We start from the raw sequence: 23755 nt of genomic DNA on the forward strand, positions 1-23755 counted from the left end.
CGGACCCGGTCGGTACCTTACGGCGCGATGGTCTCAACCCGCACGGGCAGCCCGTCGATGCTCTTCGTCCGTCCGGCCCATTTCGCCAGTCGCTCGGTGCCAGCCTGCGCGGCGTGATATTTCGACAGTGTCTCGCGCTCGCGGTCCAGCGTCATGAACGGCACGCCCCACCCGCAACTCGTCTGCACCTCGTCGACATCGATTACGAAGATCTGCCGCGTCCCAGGCAGATGCGTGAACTGCGCATACAGGTCGGTCCACTCGGCATCCTGCGGCAACACCGCGCGACCCTTGCCGTAGATGCGGAAGATCAGCGCCGGCTGGTCGAACGCGCAGAACATGATCGTGATGCGTCCGTCCGCCGCCAGATGCGCGTTCGTCTCGTTCCCGGAGCCGCCAACGTCGAGATACGCGACCGTCTTCGCATCCAGCACGCGAAAACTGTCCATCCCCTTGGGACTGAGATTGATCCGCGCACCCTCGGCGGCGGTCGCAACGAAGAACACCGGCTGCCGAGCAACGAAAGCACGATGCTCGTCGGTGAGCGCGGGGAAGAATTCCATCGGTCGGCTCCGAATTGACGCGCGGCAGGCAGGCGCATACTCTGTGCGCATGAGACATGATCCAATCGCCACCGGCAAGCGCAAATCCGTGAACCTGTCGCTCGATACAGGTATCGTTGCAGCGGCACGAGAAGCGGGGATCAATCTGTCACAGGTCAGCGAGGCTGCAATCCGCGCGGCGGCAAAGCGTGTGCAAGAAGAAAAATGGCGCGAGGAGCATCGCGACTGGATCACGGCAAACAACGCCTGGATCGAAGAGAATGGCCTGCCGCTCGATCGATATCGATTGGCTTGATGGCGCGCTTCGACGTCTACCCCGCACCCGAAGGAGGGTATTGGCTCGACTGCCAGTCCAATTTGCTATCGGACTTGAACAGTCGTTTCATCGTACCTCTCCGGTTGTACGCCGATGTGCCCGGTGGAGATCGACGGTTGAACCCGGTCTTCGCAATTCACGGCACCGAATACGTCATGCAGACGCACCTGGCAGCCGCGATTTCGACGAAACTGCTGTCCGAGCCAACAACATCACTCGTCGAGCACGAATACCGGATCGGCAGCGCGATCGACATGCTGACGGGCAGTTACTGAAGGCTAGGCCGCCGTCCCGCCAACGGTAAGCCCATCGACCAGTAACGTCGGCTGCCCGACGCCCGCCGGCACCGATTGCCCACCCTTGCCGCAAATCCCGATGCCCTCGTCGAGCGCAAAGTCGTTACCGATCCCGCGCACCTTGGTCAGCGAACTCGGCCCGTCGCCGATCAGCGTCGCGCCCTTGATCGGTGCGCCAAGCTTGCCGTCCTCGATCAGATACGCCTCGGTGCAGCTGAACACGAACTTGCCCGACACGATATCGACCTGCCCGCCGCCGAACGCCTTGGCAAAGATGCCTTTCTTCACGCGCGACAGCAATTCGGCCGGATCGTCGTTGCCGGCCTTCATGAAGGTGTTTGTCATCCGCGGCATCGGCGCATGCGCGTAGCTCTCGCGGCGCCCGTTACCGGTCGCCTCGACGCCCATCAGTCGCGCGTTGAGGCGGTCCTGCATGTAACCCTTGAGGATGCCATCCTCGATCAGCACGGTCTCGCGCGTCGGCGTGCCCTCGTCGTCGATTGTCAGCGACCCGCGCCGATCCTGCAGCGAACCATCGTCGACCACGGTAACACCCTCGGCCGCGACGCGTTCGCCGATCCGCCCCGAGAACGCCGACGTCCCCTTGCGATTAAAATCGCCCTCCAGCCCGTGACCGATCGCCTCGTGCAGCAGGATGCCGGGCCAGCCATTGCCGAGCAGCACCGTCATCTCGCCGGCAGGGGCTGCAATCGAGTCGAGATTGACCAACGCCTGCGACAAGGCTTCGTCGATCGCCCTGTTATACGTCTCCGGCTCGAACAGGTCGTTGTAGAGATAGCGCCCGCCGATCCCGTAGCTGCCCGTCTCGCGTCGCCCGTTCTGCTCGGCGACGATCGACACGTTGAGACGCACCAACGGCCGAACGTCGGTCGCGATAAAACCATCTGCGCGGACGATTTCAACCACCGACCACGTCCCCGACAGGCTGACCGACACCTGCGCCACGCGAGGATCGCGCGCGCGCGCTGCGGCGTCGATCGTCTGGCACAGGTTCACCTTGTCGGCGAACGGCACCAGGTCGAGCGGATCGGCAGCGGTGTAGCGGTGATGGTTCGTGCCCTGCGGTGGCCCCGCCTTCGCGCCCACGCCCGGCTCGATCAGCGCCATCGTCTCGGCAGCGCGACGAATTGCGGCAGGCGTCATCTCGTTGGAATGCGCGAATGCGGTCATCTCGCCCGACACCGCACGCAGACCGAAGCCCGAGCTGGTATCGTACGACGCGGTCTTTAGCCGGCCGTCGTCGAACCCGAACGCCTCTGCCTTGCGATATTGGAGATACAGCTCGCCGTCATCGGCGCGGGCGAGCGCCTTGGCGGTCAGCGCCTGCGCCTGCTCGGGGTCCAGAGTATCGCGGTAGAGAAACGAACGGGGGTCTGCAGCTATCGTCATCCGATAGATATAAGAGGCTTAGCGCCCCGCGCCATCCCCGTGATCACGCAAAGTCGACCGGTCCGCACCGTCCGCAGGGCCGCCGACCAGGATGAAACGCCGGTCGCAATAGCCGCAGTCGACATAGCCGGTTTCATCGATCTGCAACCAGACGCGCGGATGGCCGAGCGCAGCGCCGCCGGGAATGTCGGTAGCGCCGTCACAGGCGACGCGGGCGTGGGTGACGCGGGTGGTTTCGAGCGGCGGATGCATGAGGCGGCGATAGCAAGCGCGGGCGGGGCCGGCAATTGCTTCTTCCTTCTGTCAGCTACGAAGGGAGAAGGAAGGTTGGGTTCGCGCAGAGGCGCAGAGGACGCTGAGGTGTTGCACCCAGCCTATCGGTCGGTAGACATCATAAGCTGTTCCGCAGGTAAATGATTGAACGGTCGCTTCGCGACAAACGCGACACCTCCGTGTCACCTGCGTCTCTGCGCGAACAAATCTTCTTTGACACTCCCCAGGGGATGACCCGCCCGCGACGCCCCGCTATGCCGCAACCATGACCGAAGCTGCGATCGCCATCACGAACCTCTGCAAAACCTACGCGCCCGTCGGCACGGCCGAGCCCAAGCGCGCGCTAGATGGGGTGACCTTCGACGTGCCGCGTGGCCAGATCTTCGGACTGCTCGGCCCCAATGGCGCGGGCAAGTCGACGCTGATCAACATCCTCGCCGGCCTCGTCAACAAGACCGACGGCAGCGCGGTGATCTGGGGTTTCGACACCGACCAGCACCCGCGCAACGCCAAGGCATCGATCGGCATCGTCAACCAGGAGATCCTGTTCGACCCGTTCTTCTCGCCGTTCGAGACGCTGGAGATCCAGGCTGGACTTTACGGCGTCCCCAAGGCGAAACGCCGCACGATGGAACTGCTCCGCGCGGTACATCTGGAAGACAAGGCCCACGCCTATGCCCGCACGCTGTCGGGCGGGATGAAGCGCCGGCTGATGGTGGCGAAGGCGATGGTCCATTCGCCCCCTGTCCTCGTCCTCGACGAACCGACAGCGGGCGTTGATATCGAACTCCGCCAGCAGCTCTGGACCTACGTCCGCAGCCTCAACCAGGCGGGCGTGACGGTGGTCCTGACCACGCACTACCTCGAGGAAGCCGAAGAACTCTGCGACCGGATCGCGATCATCAACAACGGTCGCCTGATCGCGAACGAACCGACCCGCGAACTGGTCGGGAAGGCGCAGGAGAAGATCGTCGCCGTCACTGTCGACCGCGACGTGACCGATATTCCCGCCAACGCGTGCTTCCAAAAGATCGCGCTGAAGGGCACCCGCACGCTCGAAATCACCTACAAGAAGGACCGCGTGAACGCCGGCGAAGTCCTTGCCGCGATCCAGTCCGGCGGCTTCGGCATCGTCGACGTCTCGACCAAGGAACCCGATCTGGAGGACGTCTTCCTCAGCCTGACTCGCGCCGCCAACGCATGACGAGCGACATCCTGATCGTCGGCTCGGGCGCTGCCGGGCTGACTGCCGCGTTGAACCTCGCCGACCGTTTCAAGGTCACCGTGCTGGCCAAGGGGGCGCTCAACGAAGGCTCGACCGCTTGGGCTCAGGGCGGGATTGCCGCGGTGCTCGAACCCGGCGACACGTTCGAGAACCATGTGGAGGACACGATGGTCGCGGGCGCGGGGCTCAATGACCGCGCGATCGTCGAGATGGTGGTCGAGGGTGCTCCCGCTGCAATCGAGCGACTTACACATCTCGGCGTGCCGTTCGAGACCGAAGGCAACGCGTTGCATCTGACGCGCGAAGGAGGGCACTCGCATCGTCGCATCGTCCACGTCGCCGACGCGACCGGCTGGGCGGTGCAGGAGGCATTGCAGAAAGCCGCCGAAGCGCATCCGAACATCACCCTCGTCGCCGATCAGATCGCGATCGACCTCGCTACCGGCCGCCACGAGGAACGTTATTCTGGCGCCGGCAATGTCTGGGGCGTCTACGCAGTCGACCGTCACACCGAGCGCGTCGCGCTATATACGGCGCGCGCAACCATTCTCGCGACCGGCGGCGCTGGACGGACCTATCTGTTCTCGACCGCCCCGCGCGGCGCGACCGGCGACGGCATCGCGATGGCGTGGCGCGCGGGCGCCCGCGTCTCCAACATGGAGATGATGCAGTTCCACCCGACCTGCCTCTACAATCTGGAGGTCAAGAATTTCCTGATCACCGAAGCGGTACGCGGTGAAGGTGGCCGGTTGATCAACCCGTCGACCGGCATGCGCTTCATGGCCGACTATGATCCGGAGCGGATGGAACTCGCGCCCCGCGACGTCGTCGCCCGCGCGATCGATGCGGAGATCAAGCGTGACGGTCTCGACTATGTCCACCTCGACATCAGCCACATGCCGGCCGACTTCATTCGTCACCATTTTCCCAACATTCACGAGAAGCTGCTGAGCCTTGGCATCGACATGACGACCGACCCGATCCCGGTCGTCCCCGCGCAGCACTATACCTGTGGCGGTATCGTCATCGACGAGCACGGCAAGACCGACCTGCCCGGGCTGTATGCGGCGGGCGAGTGCACCGAATCCGGTCTCCACGGCGCCAACCGGCTCGCGTCGAACTCGCTGCTCGAATGCTTCGTGTTCGGCGAAGCGGCGGCCGACAGCATCGCCGCGGCGTGGGACAGCCTCCCCCCGCCCCCGCCGATCCGCCCGTGGGACGAAAGTCGGGTAACCGACTCCGACGAAGAGGTCGTGATCAAGCAGACCTGGACCGAAATCCGCCGCTTCATGTGGAATTACGTCGGCATCGTCCGCACCACGAAGCGGCTCGAGCGCGCGCAGCACCGGATCAAGCTGCTCAACGACGAGGTTGCCGAATATTACCAGCATTTCCGCGTCACGCCTGACCTGATCGAGCTGCGCAACCTGCTCCAGACTGCCGAGCTGATCGTGCGTTCCGCGCTGCATCGCCATGAAAGCCGCGGGCTACACTTCACGCTGGATTATCCGTTCATGCTGCCGGAGGCGATCGATACGGTTCTCGTTCCCTGAACTGGTCGCGATTCGGCGCACCCGTCGCGCGGTTCGTCGCAGCGGCGTACCGTTGCGGTTTCGCGCGCACGATCAACGGATAAGGGTCTTGTCTTCAGTGCAGGGCGTTCAACCAACATGACATCGGCGAGTGCGTTCAAGCGATTTGTGGCCACCGCAATGTTAGGCGTGGCGCTCACCGGATGCGGGTCGGCCTCGCGGCCCAGCCCGCCGGCGGTCGGACCTTTGCATCAGGGGGAGGGCTTCGTCTCGATCCCGGTCCCGCCGCCGCTGCCGCGAACACCGCGTCCTGCTCCCGCCAGCCTAGTCAACGCGATCTCCGAACTACAGAGCGGGTTTCAGGGCAAGGCGGGGATCGCGGTGCGTGCGGTCGACGACGGCTGGACGGTCGAAGCGGGCGGTCGCCAGTTGCTGCCGCAGCAATCGGTCAGCAAGCTCTGGGTCGCGCTGACAGTCATGGACCTGCGCGATCAGGGTCGCCTTCGCCTCGACGAGCCGATCGTTGTCCGCCCGCAGGACCTGACGCTGTTCCACCAGCCGATCGCGATGCTGGTGAAGGGCGACGGCTATCACACGACGATCAGCGACCTTCTCTCGCGCGCGCTGACGCATAGCGACAACACGGCGAACGACCGATTGCTCACGCGCGTCGGAGGGCCATCCGCGGTACGGTCGATGATCGAACGCAAGCAGCTGGGCGCGATCCGGTTCGGCCCTGGCGAGCGCATGTTGCAAAGCGGGACCGCGGGTCTGATTTGGCAACCCGCCTACGCGGTCAATGGCGGTTTCCTGACGGCACGAAACAAGCTGTCCCCCGCCGCGCGCGAGGCTGCGCTCAACGCGTACGTCCGCAACCCGCCCGACGGTGCTGCGCCGATCGCGATCGCCGATGCGATCGCCCGGCTGGCAAAGGGTGATCTGCTGTCGGAAACCTCGACCAAGATCCTGCTCGACACGATGGGCCGGTCGGTCACCGGCCGTGCCCGCCTGCGCGCCGCGCTCCCCGGCGGCTGGGAGATCGCGCACAAGACCGGCACCGGCCAGGACCTTGGCCGCCGCAACGCCGGCTTCAACGACGTCGGCCTCCTCACCGCACCCGATGGGCGTCGATATGCAATCGCCGTCATGATCGGCGACACCATCCGCCCGATGCCGGAGCGGCAGCGGCTGATCCAGGCGGCAGCCGCGGCGGTCGCCAGTTACGCAGGGACCACGCGAGCGTCGAACTAAGGCCAAGGTCTAGCTGTAACGCCTCCCCTGAATCGAGGGTGACGGGAAAGACGGTCAGTCGAAGCCGTTTGCCAGGAACCGCTCCGCCACTGCGCAATGCATCGCGATGCCGTGCGCCATCACGCGCTCGTCGATCGTCATCTTCGTGTTGTGGAGCGGCGGGTTGGTCCGCGGATCGCTGCCCTCGGGCGCGGCACCGATGAAGGCCATCGCCCCCGGCAGCTTCTGGAGCACGTAGGAGAAGTCCTCGGCGCCCATCATCGCCGGCATCACCTGATACGCGCCCTCGCCGCCGATCGCGGTCGCGCACGCTTTCATCAGGTCGGTAGCGCGTTCGTCGTTGACGGTGACCGGATAGCCTTCCTCGATCGTCGGGGTACCAACGGCGCCGTGCGCCGCGGCGATGCCCTCGACCATGCGGATGAAGGCGGCGCGGACCTGTGCCCGCGTTCGTTCCGAGAGCGTGCGCATCGTGCCGAGCATCTCGACGGTCGACGGGATGACGTTGTGCGCGGAGCCCGCGTTGAGCTTGGTGATCGAGAGGACGGCGGGATCGGTGACCGCCACCTGTCGAGCGATGTAGGTCTGGAGTGCAGTGACGATTTCGCAGGCGATCGGCAGCGGATCGAGGCAGTCGTGCGGCATCGCGGCATGGCCGCCGCGCCCGGTGATCGTCGCCCGGAGCGTGTCGGTCGACGCCATCAGCGTGCCCGCGCGGCTGACGACGTGGCCCATCGGCATGTTGGGCGAGATGTGCAGCGCGAAGCCAGCCTCGGGCAGCGGCGAGTCGAGCAGGCCATCGCTGATCATGTGGCGGGCGCCATGATGGCCCTCCTCGCCCGGCTGGAACATGAACACGACGGTGCCGGGCAGCGCATCTTGCCGCGCGCAGAGCGCCTTGGCCGCGCCGACCAGCATCGCGGTATGGGAATCGTGGCCGCAGGCGTGCATCGCGCCGTCGATCTTCGAGGCGAACGGCAGGCCGGTCTCCTCCTGCATCGGCAGCGCGTCCATGTCGCCGCGCAGCAATACCGTGCGGCCGTTGCCGCCCGCATTGCCACCGCGGCCGCCGCGCAGGATCGCGACGAAGCCGGTGGTCGAGGTGCCTTCGCGGATCTCGAGGGGGAGGCCGGCGAGTGCGGCCTTCACCTTGTCGGACGTGCGGGGGCAATGCAGGCCGACTTCGGGATCCGCGTGGATTGCGCGGCGGAGTGTGATCGCGTCGTCGAGACTGTCCTCGCCGATGGCGGTCCAGTCGGTCGGGGTCCAGTCGGTGGTGGATTCGAAATCGAGGGACATCGGAAACTCCTGTCTAGCATTTGAGCCCCACCCCGGCGGAGGCCGGGGCCCAGTTGGGGAACAGAGGTAACGGCGGACGGCGATCCGTTACATCGACCTTGCCAACTGGGCCCCGGCCTTCGCCGGGGTGGTGTTCGTTTAGGGGGCAGCCCGCCCCTGATTATGGGGACAGTCTACCCCCGGAACAGTCCGCCTAAAACCCCGCGCAGCACGGTACCTACCAGGCCACCGCTCGACGACGACCGTCGCGACTTCGTCCCGAACACCTGCTTGCCGATCTCGTTAGCCACCTGCCGCCCGATCGACGAACTCGCCGCCCGGGTCGCCGAGGTCGCCATCTTGGTCCAGGGCGAGTTCGCCGCCTCGCGGTCGGCCTCGCGCTGCTGCCGGTCAGCCTCGCGCTGGTCCGCAACACGCGCCCGCTCCGCCTCTTTCGCCGCCTTGGCATCGACCTTGGCCTGCGCGGCGGCCGTCTTCTCCGCCTCGGTCGTCGCCTTCACCTCGGTCGCCGCGGCGCTCGCCTCCTTGGTCTTCGCCGCCAGCAGTTCCTCGGCCGATTCGCGATCGACCAGCGTGTCGTATTTCGCCCCGACCGCGTCCGTCTCGATCATGACTTTCCGCTCGGCCGGCGTGATCGGCCCGACACGCGACGCGGGCGGCTTGATCAGCGTGCGTTCGACCGGGGTCGGTGAACCGTCCGCCTGCAGCAACGACACCAGGGCCTCGCCCACTTTCAACTCGGTGATGATCGTCGCGACATCGACGCCCGGGTTGGCGCGGAACGTCTCGGCTGCCGAACGCACCGCTGCCTGATCCCGCGGCGTGAACGCACGCAATGCATGCTGGACGCGGTTGCCGAGCTGGCCCGCGACGGTATCGGGAATGTCGATCGGGTTCTGCGTGATGAAGTACACGCCCACCCCCTTCGAGCGGATCAGCCGGACGACCTGTTCGATCTTCTCCAACAGCGCTTTCGGCGCCGCGTCGAACAGCAGATGCGCCTCGTCGAAGAAGAAGCACAACACCGGCTTGTCGGGGTCGCCGACCTCGGGAAGATGCTCGAACAATTCGCTCATCAGCCACAGCAGGAACGTCGAATACAGCTTTGGCGAGGCCATGAGCTTGTCGGCCGCGAGGATGTTGACGATGCCCCGCCCGCGATCGTCCACGCCGATGAAGTCGTTCATCTCCAGCGCGGGTTCACCGAAGAAATTCTCCGCGCCTTGCGTGCGCAACTGGAGCAGCGACCGCTGGATAGCACCGATCGACTGTTTCGAGACGTTGCCGTAGGTGGTCGTCAGTTCGTCGGCGCGCCCTGCGCACTCGGTCAGCATCGCCTGCAGATCGTCGAGATCGATCAGCAGCAGTCCTTCCTTGTCGGCGACGTGGAAGGCGATCGTCAGCACGCCCTCCTGCACCTCGTTCAGGTCCATCAGGCGTGACAGCAGCAGCGGCCCCATTTCGCTGATTGTGGTGCGGATCGGATGACCCTGCTCACCGAACAGGTCCCAGAATTGCACCGGGTTGTCGGCATAGGCCCAGCCGTCGTCGCCGATCGCCTTGGCGCGCTCGGCAAAGGTCGTGTGTGTCTTGGCAGTCGGCGAGCCGGCCATTGCGAGGCCGGAAAGATCACCCTTCACGTCGGCGACGAAGCACGGCACGCCGTTCGCCGAGAAGCCCTCGATGATCCCCTGCAGCGTCACCGTCTTGCCGGTGCCGGTTGCGCCCGCGATCAGGCCGTGTCGGTTGGCGCGCTTCAGCTCCAGCGTCTGCGGCTTGCCGTCCACGCTTGCGCCGATGAAGATGCCGTCGCTCATACTTGTCGTCCTCGTAACCTAGCGCCGACCCTAACCCCGCGGACCGCAAAGAAAAAGGACCGCCGCTCGGGAGAGCGACGGTCCTTCCAATCAGTCATGCCGGTAGTGCGTTACTTGATCTTAACCGGCAGGAACTGCGCCGGGCTGCGACCACGCTTGACCTGAAGCAGAACCTGCGGGCGACCGGCGGTCTTCGCGGCATTAACCGCGTTCTGAAGATCGGCTGCAGTACGAACGGGCGTGCCGTTGACCGAGATGACGACGTCACCGCGCTTGAGCTTGCCGTAAGCATCGCTGGTCTGCGCAACCACGGCGATAACGACGCCCTGCGTGGTCGCGTCGACCCCAACCGCCTGCGCGATCGCAGGGGTTAGCGGCTGTACGCCGATCCCCAGCGCCGCACCGGCGGCCGGTGCGACCGCGGTGCCTGCATCATCGTCATCGTCGCCATCATCGCTACCGAAGCCCTGCGCATCGCCACCCAACGTTGCGGCAAGCTTCTCTGCGCTCGGACGCGGTGCAACCACGACGCTCGCAGCCACCGGCTTGCCGTTGCGCAGGATGTCCAGACGCGCCGTCGCGCCGGGCTTCACGTTCGAGACGAGATACGACAGCGACTGGTCGACCGTCACGGCCTGCCCGTTGACCTTGGTCACGACGTCGCCTGCACGCACGCCTGCCTTCGCCGCCGGCCCGCCGGCCGTCACGTCGTTGATCAATTCGCCCTGGTTCTTGGCGATGCCCAGCGCCGCAGCGGTATCTTCGTTGATCGTGCCGCCCGGCTGCAGCTGAACGCCGATATAGCCGCGCTCGATCGTGCCGCCCTTCATGAACGTGGCGATGATCGGCTTGGCGACCGCCGCCGGGATTGCGAAGCCGATGCCGATATTCCCGCCCGACTGACTGAAGATCTGCGAGTTCACGCCGATCACATTGCCGTTCAAATCGAACATCGGACCGCCGGAGTTGCCCTGGTTAATCGATGCGTCGGTCTGGATGAAGCGGTCGTACGCGCCGCCCTGACCGGTGACGCGGTTGATCGCCGAGACGATGCCCGCGGTCACGGTGCCGCCGAGGCCGAACGGCTCGCCGATCGCAACGACCCAGTCGCCAACACGCGCGCCGTTAGAATCGCCGAACTTCACGAACGGCAGGTTCGTGGCATCGATCTTCAGCAATGCGAGATCGGATTCCTGATCCTTGCCGATGACCTTGGCGACATATTCCTTCTTGTCGCTGAGCGTCACGGTGATCGAGTCGACGGTCGCACCTTGCGCGCCCGGCGAGATGACGTGGTTGTTCGTCACGACATAGCCGTCGGGCGAGATGAGGAAGCCCGAACCGAGCGAGGCGCCCTCGCGCTTCACGGGGGCACCGCCCTGAGCGCCGCCGCCCATGCCGCCGAACAGGTCGCCGAACGGGGTACCCGCGAACGGATTGGCCTGCTGCTTCTGGACGATAGTCTGCTTGGTCGAGATGTTGACGACTGCAGGCTGGAGCCGCGCGACCATGTCGGCGAAGCTCATCGGCGCGCCGGGTTTCGGCGAGACCGCCTGGATCGCGCCCGGCTCGTTCTGCGCAACCTGCGCACCGCTTGGCTGAAGCGCCAGCGTCGCGGTCGCGCCGCCGAGAAGAAGGGCGCTGGTGATAGCGTAGGCGTAACGCACTAGGATGTTGTCCTCTCGTTTCATCGTTCGAAACAGGTAGCCCTTAGGCAAGCCGTGCTGAACGATGCTTGAATATGAACCGGTATCGAAAGGTTCCGCAGGCTTAACGCCCGCGGCCCTCGAATTCCCTCAGGTAACTGTTGTTCGGCGAAAGAATGATCGAGGTCGATCCTTCCGGCGCCGGCCCGCCATCCGCGCCGAACGTGTGGCGGTACGACTGCATTGCGCGGTAGAAGTCGTAGAAGTCGGCATCCTTGCCAAAGCTCTCCGCATAAATCTTTGCAGAATCCGCGTCGGCCTGGGCACGAACGATCTGTGCCTGCTTCTGACCTTCCGCACGGATTGTGATCGCCTCCTGCTGGCGTGCACTCGACATGCGCTTGAGGGCGCTTTCGAGCGGCAGGCCGACGGGGAGGTTCGCCTGCTTGATGCGAACGTCGACGACCTCGACGCCGTACTGACTGGCGACGCGCTGGAGCCCCTTCTGGATGTTGTCCATCAACTCGGAGCGCTCGGGGCTCAGCAACTCGACGAAGCGCCGCTTGCCAAGTTCGTTTCGCAGTGCCGAACCCAGGATTGGCCGAAGCTGATCGGGAATCCGGTCCTCGCTGCCGACCGCGTTACGCATCTTGCGCGGGTCGACGATCCGGTAGCGGGCATAGGCATCGACTTCGAGACGGAGCTGGTCGGTCGACAACACCAGCGTGTTGTCTAGCTCCAGATCCTGCACGCGCTTGTCGATCCAGACGATCCGGTCGACGAACGGAATGCGCGCGATCAGGCCCGCGCCGGTCTGGCCGAACGGAGTGTTGGGCTGCCACGCGTTGACCGTGCGGATCGGCTGGCCGAAGCGCAGGATCACCGCCTGCTTGGTCTCGGGGACGATCGCGAACGTTGCGGCGGCCAGGATCACCAGCAGCAACGCGACGACACCGGCGACGATCGGATTACGAAAACTCACGGCGTTCACTGAGCAGCTCCAGGCTGAGCTTGAGGCGCGGCCGCAGCGGCGGCCGGCGCAGGCGCGACGTCGGGGTTCGGCAGGCGCTTGGCGTTGGACAGCGGCAGATACGGCACCACCCCGCCCGGCGTCTCGACGATCGTCTTGTCGCTCTTGGCGAGAACCGCTTCCATCGTCTCGTAATACATCCGGCGGCGCGTCACTTCAGGCGCAAGCTTGTACTGCTCGTAGACCTTGTCGAACGACGCCGCCTCACCCTGCGCGCGCGCCACGACCTGCTGAGCGTAGGATTTCGACTGGTTGAGGTTAGCGATCGCTTCCTGCTGCGCGGCCGTAACGGCGTTGAAGTCCTCTACGATCCGTGCGGGCGCGGCGGCCTGCTTGATCGCGACGCCCTGGATACGGACGCCCGACTTGTAGTCGTTGAGAATCTGCTGCGTCAGTTCGGCGACGCGCTGCTCGATCACGGTACGGCCGGTGCCGATCGCCTGTTCGAGCGTCGTGGTCGCCACCACCGCACGCATCGCGCTCTCGGCGGCGGCACGGACCGTCTCGTTCGGCTCGGCAAGCTGGAACACGTAATCGCGCGGATCGGAAATATCCCAACGCACGGAATAGGCGAGATCGATGATGTTCTGATCACCGGTCAGCGTCAGATTCTCGCCGTCGCCAACGGGGAAGTTGTCGGTGCGGATCTTCTGCACGTCGACGACCGTCACGTCGGCGATCGGCGCCGGCATGGTCAGCCGAACGCCCGGATCGAGCGTGCCTGCATACTTGCCGAAATACGTGACGACGCCGCGCTGCTGCGGACCGATCTGATGCACCGAAGTGAACAGGACCCAGACAACCGCGATGATCGCGACGCCGATCGCCCACAGTGCACGGGCATTGGCACCGGACGGAAGGCCACCGAAGCCGCCACTACCGTCCCCGCCGCCGCCCGAGCCACGCGCCTTGCGCAGGAACTCGTCGAGTGCGGTCGGCTTCGCGGCAGGCTTGCGACCGCCGGGTGGTAGTGCCCAGGGGTTGCGCGGGCCGCCGTTACCGTCGTCACCCGAGCCGCCCCAGGGGCCTTTCGGTGTTTCGGTGGCGAGGATATCGGGGCGCCGGAACCAGCGCGAGAAGATCGTCATACTGACCTTTATAGGTGTGCGGCGGCGGAAAAACAGTGCCAAGCGCCGCAGCCGCCCCTATCTGCGCCGCATGATCGACATCGAAGCGGTAAAGTCGGCAGTCGCCGCAGTATCCGGCCAACGCGCCACCGTGCGGCTCGAGGGCACGCGGATCGGCATCATCATCGATGCGACCGGACTTGATCCGCAAGCGCGTGATGCTCTGGAAGCCACCGTTCGCATGGCCGCGACGCAGCCGAATGTGTCCGAAGTGCGCATTGCGATGACCGCCGAGCGTTCCACTAGGCGGCTGATCGCGGTCGCGAGTGGCAAGGGGGGCGTCGGCAAGTCGACGCTCGCCGCCAACCTCGCCATCGCGATGTCGCGTGCCGGTCGCCGCGTAGGGCTGGTCGACGCCGACATCTACGGCCCGTCGCAGCCGCGGCTGATGAACGTCGAAGGCACGCGACCGACCGCCAAGGACAAGGTGCTCGACCCGGTTCCGACTCCGTACGGCGTGCCGTTGCTGTCCATGGGCCAGCTGGTCGAGCCCGGCAAGGCGATCGCCTGGCGTGGACCGATGGCGGCGGGCGCGCTCGGCCAGCTGGTCGAGGCGGACTGGGGCGCGACCGATACGCTCGTGCTCGATTTGCCGCCCGGCACCGGTGACGTCCAGCTGACGATGGTCCAGAAATACCGGCCAGCGGGCGCGGTGATCGTCTCGACGCCGCAGGATCTCGCGCTGATCGACGCCCGCCGCGCGATCGACCTGTTCGAGAAGGCCGGCATTCCGATCATCGGGTTGGTCGAGAACATGGCCGGCTATATCTGCCCGCATTGTGGCGAGGCGTCCGACCCGTTCGGCAATGGCGGTGCAGAGGCGGCGGCGCGTGAACTCGGCATCCCGTTCCTCGGCCGGGTGCCGCTGACGATCTCGATCCGCACTGCCTCGGACGCTGGCACTCCCCCCGCCGCAGACCCTGCCGATACGGTCTTCATGCCGATTGCCACTCAGGTCGTCGCATGGCTCGGAAAACTGTGAAACCGGCGGGCAGTATCGGCGTTGTCTGATTACCGGTCGTACCCGACGCGTAGAGTCGCGGTACGAGCGGCCCAGGATTTTCCTATTATTGTGACTTTGGGAGAGCATCGATGCCATTGACCGCCGATGCCGACATCAAAAGCTTGCTCGAAGGCGCTCGCACGATCGCGCTGATCGGTGCTTCGGACCGTCCCGACCGCCCTTCCTACGGTGTGATGGCCAAGCTTCAGGCGCACGGCTACCGCGTGATCCCGGTCAATCCGCAAATCACCGGCGAGCATATCCACGGCGAATTCGTCTTCCGTGATCTGTCGCAACTGGGCGATCCGATCGATATCGTCGACATCTTCCGCAACTCGGCGGCGGCCGGCGAAGCGGTCGACCAGGCGATCGCGGCGGGTGCCAAGGCCGTGTGGATGCAACTCGGCGTGGTGAACGAAGACGCGGCCGCGCGCGCCGAAGCCGCCGGCCTGCAGGTCGTGATGGATCGCTGCCCGGCGATCGACATTCCTCGACTTGGTATCGCGCGTATCGAGCAGTGACGCTTGCTGTTCCGGGCAATCGCGGCCACGCTGCGGCACGATCCCGGAGGCGCTGATGCTCGCGATGCTGCTGTCGATACTGATCGACGATCCGCTTATTGCTGCCGCCAGGGCGCGCATGGCTGCCGAGCAGCCCTGTATACAGCGTGCTGACGAAACCGACATCACCGTCTGCGGCATGCGAACCGCCGACCGGTTCCGTGTCCCCTTCGTGGTGCATGATGCCGGCGATCCCCGACATGAGACTGTTCACAACGAACGAACACGTCTGCTTAACCGCACCTCGCCGCTTGACGATCTCGGTCCGTTTCAGGTCGGCGGAGGTATGGCCGGCGTCAGCATGACGGTCGGCGGCGAAGGCGGTACGTCTTTCCGCAAGCCTGCACCATAGAGCGCCGCTGATGTACGCCCTACTCCTGACTGCGCTACTCCAGGCGGCCACGCCCGACCCGGTGCCGCAGCGTTTCTCGATTCTGGTCGATCCCTGTGCCGCCGCGTCGAAGGATGGGAACGAGATCGTCGTCTGCGGCGCTCCTGCGACAAGCAGCCCGCGGCTGCCGATGCGCGACGATCGTGGCCCGCCCGACCACGCGGTCGCCTCCAATCCCGAACTGAGTGCTGAGCGTGCGCTGAATCTGGCAAATACGCCCTGTGCGGCGAGCCAACGCGGTTGCCAGGTCGGGTTCGGCCCGCCGATCGTACCGATCGCCAAAGCCGCCGTCGGTCTCGTCAAGAGCGCGCTTGCGAAGAAGCCCGACAAGACCGGCCGCGTGCGGATCGATCTCGACGGCCCAGTCGGCACCGTGAACTAGAGAAGATCGACCCTTCAGGGGTATCCGTCCGCACTCGCCAAAGCAGCAAAGGCCCGTTTGGCCATGTCGCTTCCGATACTTTTGCTTCGACACTCGATGACGGCCGCTGCTTGAGACACACCCGGCGAAGGAACGGCCGTGTCCGCCGCGAAAGCGGAGCCCGTGGCTGGGCTCTCGCCTTCGCGGGAGAACAAGGCGGCTTGATATGCCACTGGACTGCAGATCCGTCCTGACGTCAGACCCTTAAACGGCTAAGCCCATAGCGTCGAAGCAGCCCCTGCCCGCTCAGTCCAGAATATGCATCCACATCGGCTGTCCCACAAGGCTCTGGGAACCGCGCAACTTTTCCAGCGCCTGCGCGATCGACCGTTCGGGGCTCTCATGCGTCACGATCGCCACCAATACGCTGCCATCCGCGATCGCACCGCGCTGGATCAGGCTCTCGATCGATACACCTGCATCGCGCATCGCTGCTGCGATTTCCGCCAGCACGCCCACCCGGTCCGCCACGGTGAACCGTAGATACGCCCGACCTCGCCGCTCCCCGCTATCCGCCCTGGGAGCCGCCGCCAGCGACGCGACCGGCATTGCGAACGGAGGCCCGAACTCGCCGCGGGCGATATCGATCAGGTCCGCCACCACCGCGCTGGCGGTAGGGCCGTCGCCCGCACCCGCACCCTGGAACAGCAGCCGGCCGACGAAATTGCCCTCCGCGACTACCGCGTTCAGCGATCCCGTGACATGCGCCAACGGGTGATCGATCGGTACCAGATGCGGATGTACGCGCTGGAACAGTCCGTCCGCGCCCGCTTCCGCCAAGCCCAACAGTCGTACGCGATAACCGAGCGCCGCAGCCTCGGCGATGTCCGCACCCAGCACGTGCCGGATGCCGCTCACCGCGACGTCGTCGAACGCGGGCTGCGTGCCGAACGCCACCGCCGCAAGGATCGACAGCTTGTGGGCCGCATCCACCCCATCGATGTCGAAGCTCGGATCGGACTCGGCAAATCCGAGCGCTTGCGCTTCTGCGAGTACCTCGGCGAAATCGCGGCCCTCCGATTCCATCTTCGACAGGATAAAATTGCAGGTGCCGTTGAGGATGCCGTACACCCGGGCGATCTCGTTGGCCGCAGCGCCCTCACGCAGCCCCTTGATGACGGGAATGCCGCCAGCGACCGCCGCTTCGAACTTCATCGCAACGCTCGCCGCCTCTGCGGCCTGCGCGAGTTCGAGTCCGTGATGCGCGATCATCGCCTTGTTCGCGGTGACGAAATGCCGCCCCGCCGCCAACGTGCCGCGAGCAAGTGTCAGCGCCGGACCGTCCGATCCACCGATCAACTCGACCACCACGTCCGCGCCCGGCTGTTTCGCCAGCGCGGTCGTGTCGTCGACCCATGCAAAGCGCGACAGATCGACGCCGCGATCCTTCCCCCGGTCGCGTGCAGAGACCGCGACGATCTCGATCTCGCGCCCGGCACGTCGCGCAATCAATTCACGGTTTGCATCGAGCAACCGGATCACTCCGCCGCCGACGGTACCCAGTCCCGCAAGGGCTACGCGCAATGGTTCGCTCATTTTCGTCCTCCACTCGGGCGTCCGGTTACGTTTCGCCGGGCGTTTGCGCAATCCTGATGACGATCAGCGCGTTGCATCCTATCTGACGCTTATGACAGGCCGCTTCGATCACCTTCCCAACCGTCGCACGATAATTGATCGTCGCGCGGTCGCCGAAACCATTGCCGCCCTGGAAGGCGAGGACGCCGTCATGCTGCGTCGCGCCGCGACCGGGATACTCAAGGCCGCATTGGATACCGGCCGGATCGAAGTCGAACGCAGGTTGGTCGAACATCCCTCGCGCGGGTTGGAGGCTGCCGGCGCTCAAGCGTATCTGATCGACCAGTTGCTGCGGGTGCTGTTCGACTTCACCGTTCAGCGACTTTATCCGCTTCCCAATCCGACGTCCGGTGAACGGCTGACGTTGATCGCGGTTGGTGGCTATGGCCGCGCCGAGATGGCGCCCCATTCCGATGTCGATATCGGCTTCCTCACTCCCGGCAAGCAAGTGGCCTGGGCCGAACGCGTCATCGAATCGATGCTCTACGCGCTCTGGGATCTCGGCCTGAAGCTAGGCCAATCCAGCCGCTCGCTCGACGAAATGGTTCGCCAGGCCAAGGCCGACGTCACCGTCCGTACCGCTTTGCTCGAAGCGCGGTACGTGTGCGGCGATACCGAACTCTACGAACAGGCGTCGCATCGCTTCAAGACCGAGGTCCAGGCCGATACCGCGCGTACCTTCATCGCCGACAAGCTTGCCGAACGCGACGCCCGCCACAAGAAGATGGGCGACACGCGCTACGTCGTCGAACCCAACATCAAGGAGGGCAAGGGCGGCCTGCGCGATCTTCACGCTCTCTTTTGGATTGGCAAATACATCTACGACGTCCAGCGCGCCGCCGAACTGGTCGAGGTCGGACTATTCACCAAGGCCGAATACCGCCTGTTCCACCGCGCCGATAATTTCTTTCAGGCCGTGCGCTGCCACCTGCACAGCATCACCGGCCGTGCCGAGGATCGCCTGACCTTCGACCTGCAACGCGAGATCGCGGACCGGATGCGCTTTTCCGACCGTCCGGGCAAATCGAAGGTCGAGCGGTTCATGCAATTCTACTTCCTGCAGGCCAAAACCGTCGGCACGCTCAGTGGCGTCTTCCTTGCACATCTCGACGAGAAGTTCGCTGCCCGAGGACGGCGCTTCGGCTTGCCGACGATCCGCCGTTCGCCGCGCAAGCTGAACGGTTTCGTACTCGATCGCGGCCGCCTAGCGCTTCCCAGCGACGATTTTTTTCAGGCCGAGCCCGAGCGCCTGATCGAGATCTTTCAGCTTGCCGACAAGCATGGTGTGGAGATCCACCCGCTCGCCATGCGGGCTGCGGCGCGGGACGCGAAGCTGGTCGACGACGTTCGCGCCAGCCCTACCGCAAACGCCTTGTTCCTCGACGTGCTGACATCGCCGCGCGATCCCGAACTGGTGCTTCGCTGGATGAACGAGGCGAGCGTCTTCGGTCGTTTCGTGCCCGATTTCGCGCGCGTCGTCGCGCAGATGCAGTTCGATATGTATCACCACTACACGGTGGACGAGCACACGATCCGCGCTATCGGCCTCCTAGCGCGGATCGAGCGCGGCGAACTCAAGGACGACCATCCGCTGGCCAGTGCGATCTTCGAACAGATCGTATCGCGGCGCGCCCTGTACGTGGCGGTATTGTTGCACGATATCGCCAAGGGTCGCGGCGGTGATCATTCGATTCTCGGTGCGGAGGTGGCGCAAAGGCTCTGCCCCCGGTTCGGACTGACGCCGGCGGAAACCGAGACCGTTGCCTGGCTGGTACGCTGGCATCTGCTGATGTCGGCGACCGCGTTCAAGCGCGACCTGAGCGACTTCAAGACGATTCTCGACTTTTGCGACGTGGTACAGAGTCCGGAACGGCTGCGCCTGCTGCTCTTGTTGACGATCGTCGATATTCGCGCGGTCGGTCCCGGCGTATGGAACGGGTGGAAACGCCAGTTGCTCGGCGACCTTTACGAGGCGGCGGAAGAGGTTTTGCGGCTCGGCCACAAGCAGAAGGGACGTGCCGAACGGATCGCGGCAAAGCAGTCGCGCCTGCGCGACGAACTCGGCTGGAACGAAGAGACGTTCGCGACTTTGGTTCGCCGGTTGCCCGAAGCGTATTGGATCGCCGAGCCGGAGGACGTGCTGGTGCACAATGCACGGTTCCTGGCGAGCACGGGCGATGCACAACTCGCGATCGACGCGCATGTCTATCCCGGTCGCGGCGCGACGTTGGTGACGATCTACGCCGCCGATCATCCGGGCCTGTTCTACCGTATCGCCGGCGCCATTCATGTCGCCGGTGGCAACATCATCGATGCGCGCATCCATACGACGCGGGATGGCATGGCGGTCGACAACTTCCTGGTTCAGGATCCGTTCGGCCGGCCCTTTGACGAGACCGGTCAGCTCCTGCGGCTCAAGACGGCGATCGAGGATGCGCTTGCGAACCGCGGCAAACTCGCCGACCGGCTCGTCGCCAAGCCGCTTCCAAGGACGCGGGCCGAAGCCTTCGACATCGTGCCCAATGCCCTGGTCGACAACAAGGCTTCGAACCGCTTTACCGTAGTGGAGGTGAACGCACGGGATCGCCCTGCGCTGCTCAATCGACTCGCCAATGCGCTGTTCCAGTCGAAGGTGACTATCCACTCCGCACACGTGGCGACCTACGGCGAGCGCGCGGTCGATACGTTCTATATCACCGACCTGACCGGTGATCGCATTACCGCGCCCGCTAGGCTACGCACGCTCGAGCGGCGATTGCTCGCCGCGGCGGCAGGCGAAGAGATCGATCTGGCGGCGTAAGACCGAACCGGAGGACCTAAACACGCCGCAATGGGGCGGCTCGTACTATGAGTTTCCGCGGCACCCCGGACACACCGCAGCACCGCTGCAAGCGCACGAAAGCCGGCCCACACCAAAATGTGGACCGGCTTTGTTTGCGTAGTTGCCTAGATCAGAAGCGCGAACGCAGGGTCAGGCCATAGGTCCGCGGCTCGGCGAGGAATGCCGAATACAGCGCGTTGCCGGTACCGCCGAAGCGCGCCACGTTCGCGGACGATCCCGCACCTTGGAACGGCGTGTTGAACGCGACCTGGATGTAGTTCTTGTTGAACACATTCTGTGCCCAGAACTCCAATGCCCAGGCCTGGTCCTTGCCACGCAGGCCAACGCGCGCATTGACGAGCGCGAAGCCGTCCTGCTTCTTCTCCGGCGCCAGATCGGAACCCGTATTATAGTCCGAGGTCAGGCGGCTATCGACATAGAACAACCCCGACATCCCGTTTGAGCCGATATCCGGCGTCCAGGCGAACGACGTGGTGACGACATTCTTGGGTGCATTCGACAACTGGCTGCCAGGAAGCAGGAAGAGCGCGCGATCGAGCGCCTCGCCGGTCGTCGAGCTGCCGATCAGGTTCTTGCGGAAATGCGTGTCGGCATAAGTGTAGCCCGCCGTAAACGTGACCTGCTTGATCGGCGACATCGTCGCTTCCAGTTCAACACCCTGCGAAATCACGCCTGGCTTCTTCGACCGGTTCGTGGGGCACGTGCCGGTCTGCGCACCGGTGACTGGGTTGAACCCGTTGTCGGTGTCGAGGCCGTTCAGATTGTCCTTACAGGCTTCGATGTTCTGTACGACGAAGATCGAGCCGTTGAACGTGTTCAGCTGGAAGTCGGTGAATTCTTCGCGGAACGCGGCAACGTTGAAGGTGAAGCCGCGCGTATTGAACTTCGCACCGACCTCGTAATTGTTCACCTTCTCGGCGTTGAAGCGCAGGCCCGCTGCATCGGCATTGGTTCGCGCCGACAGCACGCCGTTGACACCGCCCAGATCCGAACGATCAAGGTTGTAACCACCGGCCTTGTAGCCCTTGGCGTAGGACGCATAGGTCAGCAACTTCGTGAACGGCTTCCATGACAGGACTGCCGTGCCGGTAAACTCGCCGTCGCCAAAGCTATCATTGAGATTGAGCGCGTTCAGCGCCGGGCTGGAATTGCCCGTGCACGTCAGCGTGACGATGCCCTGCGCGAACGCGGTTGCGCCGCTCTGCGACATGGTCAGCGGTGCCAGAGCGGCCTGCTGAATCGGGCAGACGGTATTGTTGTTGTTGAACTTGGCGCTGAATTTCTTCGTTTCGTGCGTGTAGCGAAGACCACCGGTCAGCGACAACGTATCGGTCAAGTGCAGGATGTTGTGCGTGAAGAACGCATAATTCTCACTCTTCTGCCGGTAGATCGAGCCCGCGTCGCCGACGCTGTTCACGCCGCCGCCCAGGCCGACGCCACCGGTCAGACGGTCGAGCGCCGACGTGATCAGAGGACCCGCAAACGCACCGAACGCACCATTCAGCGTCGCCCGTCCGGCGGCGCTCAAGCAACCCGGGTTGTTCTGGTTCTGCAGGGCGACGTTGGGGCTGACCGTCGCGACGAGGCGGCAGGCGGCGAATTGCCCGTATTGCGCACCGAACGACGCGTTGTCGACGAGCTTCAGCTTCTCGTTCGAATAGAAGCCGCCGACCAACCAGTCGAGCTTGTCGTTGAACAGCGAGCCCTGCAGGCGCGCTTCCTGCGTGAAGGTCTTGAACTGACGATACGCGTTGCCGTCGTCGGCACGGTGGGTCAGATCGATGTTGGTATAGTCGATATCACTCGCATTGCCCGACTTGTACTCGCGGTACGCCGTGATCGAGGTGAAGGTAGCGCCGCCCAGATCCCAATCGGCCTGCAACGAACCACCGTAATCCTTGGTCAGGTTCCGATACGTCTGGCCCGGCGTGACGGCGACCTCACGGCTGTACGGATCGGGCGTGTTGCCGGCCAGCGGGAACACCGCACCCTGGCGACGCAGGATGTCGACGATGCGGTTCGTCGTGTTGTTCGTGACTGCGCCGTCGGTGTTGACCGTGGCGAAGAACGGCGCGACGCCGGCTGCGTTCGCGGTCGGGTCGGTCGTCTCGACCTGGTTGTAATAGACCGCGCCGCAGCAGCTTTCCTTGCGGTGCGAATAGTCGCCGATCAGGCGGAAGCTCAGGGTATCGGTCGGCTTGAACAACAACTGGCCGCGGACGAAATAACGATCGCGGTCGTTGACGCGGCTCTCGCTGCCGTTGGCGGCGGTGACGTTCTTGTAGAAACCGTCGCGATTTACGTAAACGCCGTCGAGGCGAAAGGCGAGCTTGTCGGCAATCAGCGGTCCGGTGATGCCGCCGGCAAGGCGCTTCTGGTCGTAATTACCATAGGTCGCCTCGGCGTTGCCGTGCCAGTCGAACTCAGGCGAGCGGGTGATGATGTTGATCAGGCCGGCCGATGCGTTGCGACCGAACAGGGTGCCCTGCGGCCCGCGCAGAACCTCGACCCGGTCGATTTCGCCGAGCTCGTTCAGGCCGACGCCGGTACGGCTGCGATAGACGCCATCGATGAAGACCGCGACCGAACTCTCAAGGCCAGGGTTGTCGCCGACCGTGCCGATGCCGCGGATACGCGCCGATGCGTTGGATTCGTTGCCCGTGGAGGAGATCAGCAGCGATGGCGCCAACTGGTTGAGCGACCGGATGTCGCTGCCCCCCGAATTCTGCAGGGCTTCCTGACCGACTGCCGAGACAGCGATCGGGACGTTCGACAAACGCTCCGATCGACGGGTGGCGGTGATGACGATGTCGCTCGCATTCCGCCCCTCATCTTCCGCCGCGCTGGCACTGGCACTGGCCGCGCGAGTCGTGTCGGCGTCCGTCGCGTTATTGGTCTGTCCGGCTACCGATGCATTGGCCGTTCCCTGCGACGGCGACGTCTGAGCTTCGACCGTCGTGGTCGCTTGCTGGGCAAACGCCGGAGCGGCGATGGCCGTGGTCGCAGCGGCGGACAACAGATATGCGATCATACGCATCGGCATTCTCTCCCTGTAGCGTTCGAATGTTTTCGAACTTATGGTTTGGCCGATAGGTAGAGATATTCAGCCCTGTACGTCTAGTGATTTCCGCATACGGAAACATATTTTTGAACATTGTGTCTCCAAACCGCCACAGAG

Annotated in this window: 20 protein-coding genes; 10 read left to right on the plus strand and 10 right to left on the minus strand. The window is 64.6% G+C overall.

The window, feature by feature from the left end:
* Positions 1-17: 17 nt before the first annotated feature.
* Positions 18-563 carry a pyridoxamine 5'-phosphate oxidase family protein gene (locus SJY41_RS10335; protein ID WP_380781422.1) on the minus strand — a complete coding sequence of 182 codons (546 nt, stop codon included), beginning with the start codon at positions 561-563 and terminating at the stop codon, positions 18-20.
* A gap of 88 nt (positions 564-651) precedes the next feature.
* On the opposite strand from SJY41_RS10335, the gene SJY41_RS10340 reads away from it, so the two are divergent.
* On the plus strand, positions 652-858 hold the full coding sequence (locus SJY41_RS10340) for a type II toxin-antitoxin system CcdA family antitoxin (RefSeq protein ID WP_380781424.1): 207 nt from the start codon (positions 652-654) through the stop codon (positions 856-858).
* Positions 858-1154 (plus strand): CcdB family protein, encoded by a 297-nt coding sequence (locus SJY41_RS10345; RefSeq protein WP_380781426.1) that lies wholly within the window; start codon positions 858-860, stop codon positions 1152-1154. Before SJY41_RS10340 ends, SJY41_RS10345 begins: the two co-directional genes overlap by 1 nt.
* Positions 1155-1157: 3 nt before the next feature.
* Here SJY41_RS10345 and tldD read toward each other — a convergent pair whose 3' ends face one another.
* Entirely contained in the window at positions 1158-2585 is a 1428-nt protein-coding gene (tldD, locus tag SJY41_RS10350; RefSeq protein ID WP_380781428.1) for a metalloprotease TldD, read from the minus strand.
* An 18-nt stretch (positions 2586-2603) separates the two neighbouring features.
* Positions 2604-2837 carry a zinc-finger domain-containing protein gene (locus SJY41_RS10355; protein ID WP_380781430.1) on the minus strand — a complete coding sequence of 78 codons (234 nt, stop codon included), beginning with the start codon at positions 2835-2837 and terminating at the stop codon, positions 2604-2606.
* Positions 2838-3123: 286 nt separating this feature from the next.
* Between SJY41_RS10355 and SJY41_RS10360 the strand changes: the two genes are divergently transcribed.
* The 3 genes from SJY41_RS10360 to SJY41_RS10370 all read left to right on the plus strand — a co-directional run bounded on the left by SJY41_RS10360 (position 3124) and on the right by SJY41_RS10370 (position 6866).
* Positions 3124-4062: an ABC transporter ATP-binding protein gene (locus SJY41_RS10360; RefSeq protein WP_380781432.1), complete on the plus strand. Its 939-nt coding sequence runs from the start codon at positions 3124-3126 to the stop codon at positions 4060-4062.
* The gene (nadB, locus tag SJY41_RS10365) at positions 4059-5636 is read left to right on the plus strand and encodes an L-aspartate oxidase (protein ID WP_380781434.1); all 1578 of its coding nucleotides are present in this window, start codon (positions 4059-4061) and stop codon (positions 5634-5636) included. Before SJY41_RS10360 ends, nadB begins: the two co-directional genes overlap by 4 nt.
* A gap of 117 nt (positions 5637-5753) precedes the next feature.
* Positions 5754-6866, plus strand: a complete 1113-nt coding sequence (locus tag SJY41_RS10370) for a serine hydrolase (protein WP_380781436.1) — start codon at positions 5754-5756, stop codon at positions 6864-6866.
* Between the two features lie 54 nt (positions 6867-6920).
* Here SJY41_RS10370 and SJY41_RS10375 read toward each other — a convergent pair whose 3' ends face one another.
* The 5 genes from SJY41_RS10375 to hflK all read right to left on the minus strand — a co-directional run bounded on the left by SJY41_RS10375 (position 6921) and on the right by hflK (position 13746).
* Entirely contained in the window at positions 6921-8165 is a 1245-nt protein-coding gene (locus SJY41_RS10375) for a M20 family metallopeptidase (protein ID WP_380781438.1), read from the minus strand.
* Between the two features lie 173 nt (positions 8166-8338).
* The gene (locus tag SJY41_RS10380) at positions 8339-9982 is read right to left on the minus strand and encodes a helicase HerA-like domain-containing protein (protein WP_380781440.1); all 1644 of its coding nucleotides are present in this window, start codon (positions 9980-9982) and stop codon (positions 8339-8341) included.
* A 110-nt stretch (positions 9983-10092) separates the two neighbouring features.
* Positions 10093-11649, minus strand: coding sequence for a Do family serine endopeptidase (locus SJY41_RS10385; protein WP_380781442.1), 1557 nt, complete (start codon positions 11647-11649; stop codon positions 10093-10095).
* A gap of 103 nt (positions 11650-11752) precedes the next feature.
* Positions 11753-12619, minus strand: a complete 867-nt coding sequence (hflC, locus tag SJY41_RS10390) for a protease modulator HflC (RefSeq protein WP_380781444.1) — start codon at positions 12617-12619, stop codon at positions 11753-11755.
* Positions 12616-13746, minus strand: coding sequence for a protease modulator HflK (gene hflK, locus SJY41_RS10395; protein WP_380781445.1), 1131 nt, complete (start codon positions 13744-13746; stop codon positions 12616-12618). The genes hflC and hflK overlap by 4 nt, the downstream gene beginning before the upstream one ends.
* Before the next feature lie 70 nt (positions 13747-13816).
* Here hflK and SJY41_RS10400 point away from each other — a divergent pair, with 70 nt between their 5' ends.
* The 4 genes from SJY41_RS10400 to SJY41_RS10415 all read left to right on the plus strand — a co-directional run bounded on the left by SJY41_RS10400 (position 13817) and on the right by SJY41_RS10415 (position 16121).
* Positions 13817-14767, plus strand: a complete 951-nt coding sequence (locus tag SJY41_RS10400; protein WP_380781447.1) for an Mrp/NBP35 family ATP-binding protein — start codon at positions 13817-13819, stop codon at positions 14765-14767.
* Positions 14768-14877: 110 nt separating this feature from the next.
* Positions 14878-15309, plus strand: a complete 432-nt coding sequence (locus SJY41_RS10405; RefSeq protein ID WP_380781449.1) for a CoA-binding protein — start codon at positions 14878-14880, stop codon at positions 15307-15309.
* Positions 15310-15364: 55 nt separating this feature from the next.
* Positions 15365-15700 (plus strand): hypothetical protein, encoded by a 336-nt coding sequence (locus tag SJY41_RS10410; protein WP_380781451.1) that lies wholly within the window; start codon positions 15365-15367, stop codon positions 15698-15700.
* A 10-nt stretch (positions 15701-15710) separates the two neighbouring features.
* Entirely contained in the window at positions 15711-16121 is a 411-nt protein-coding gene (locus SJY41_RS10415; RefSeq protein ID WP_380781452.1) for a hypothetical protein, read from the plus strand.
* A gap of 285 nt (positions 16122-16406) precedes the next feature.
* On the opposite strand, the gene SJY41_RS10420 is transcribed toward SJY41_RS10415, so the two are convergent.
* Positions 16407-17696: a homoserine dehydrogenase gene (locus SJY41_RS10420; RefSeq protein WP_380781454.1), complete on the minus strand. Its 1290-nt coding sequence runs from the start codon at positions 17694-17696 to the stop codon at positions 16407-16409.
* A 91-nt stretch (positions 17697-17787) separates the two neighbouring features.
* On the opposite strand from SJY41_RS10420, the gene SJY41_RS10425 reads away from it, so the two are divergent.
* Positions 17788-20535, plus strand: a complete 2748-nt coding sequence (locus SJY41_RS10425) for a [protein-PII] uridylyltransferase (RefSeq protein WP_380781456.1) — start codon at positions 17788-17790, stop codon at positions 20533-20535.
* Positions 20536-20686: 151 nt separating this feature from the next.
* Here the strand turns inward: SJY41_RS10425 and SJY41_RS10430 are convergent, their stop codons facing one another.
* Positions 20687-23614 (minus strand): TonB-dependent receptor, encoded by a 2928-nt coding sequence (locus SJY41_RS10430; protein WP_380781458.1) that lies wholly within the window; start codon positions 23612-23614, stop codon positions 20687-20689.
* Positions 23615-23755 lie beyond the last annotated feature (141 nt).

This window comes from Sphingomonas sp. R86520 (assembly GCF_042466285.1).
Lineage (GTDB): Bacteria > Pseudomonadota > Alphaproteobacteria > Sphingomonadales > Sphingomonadaceae > Sphingomonas.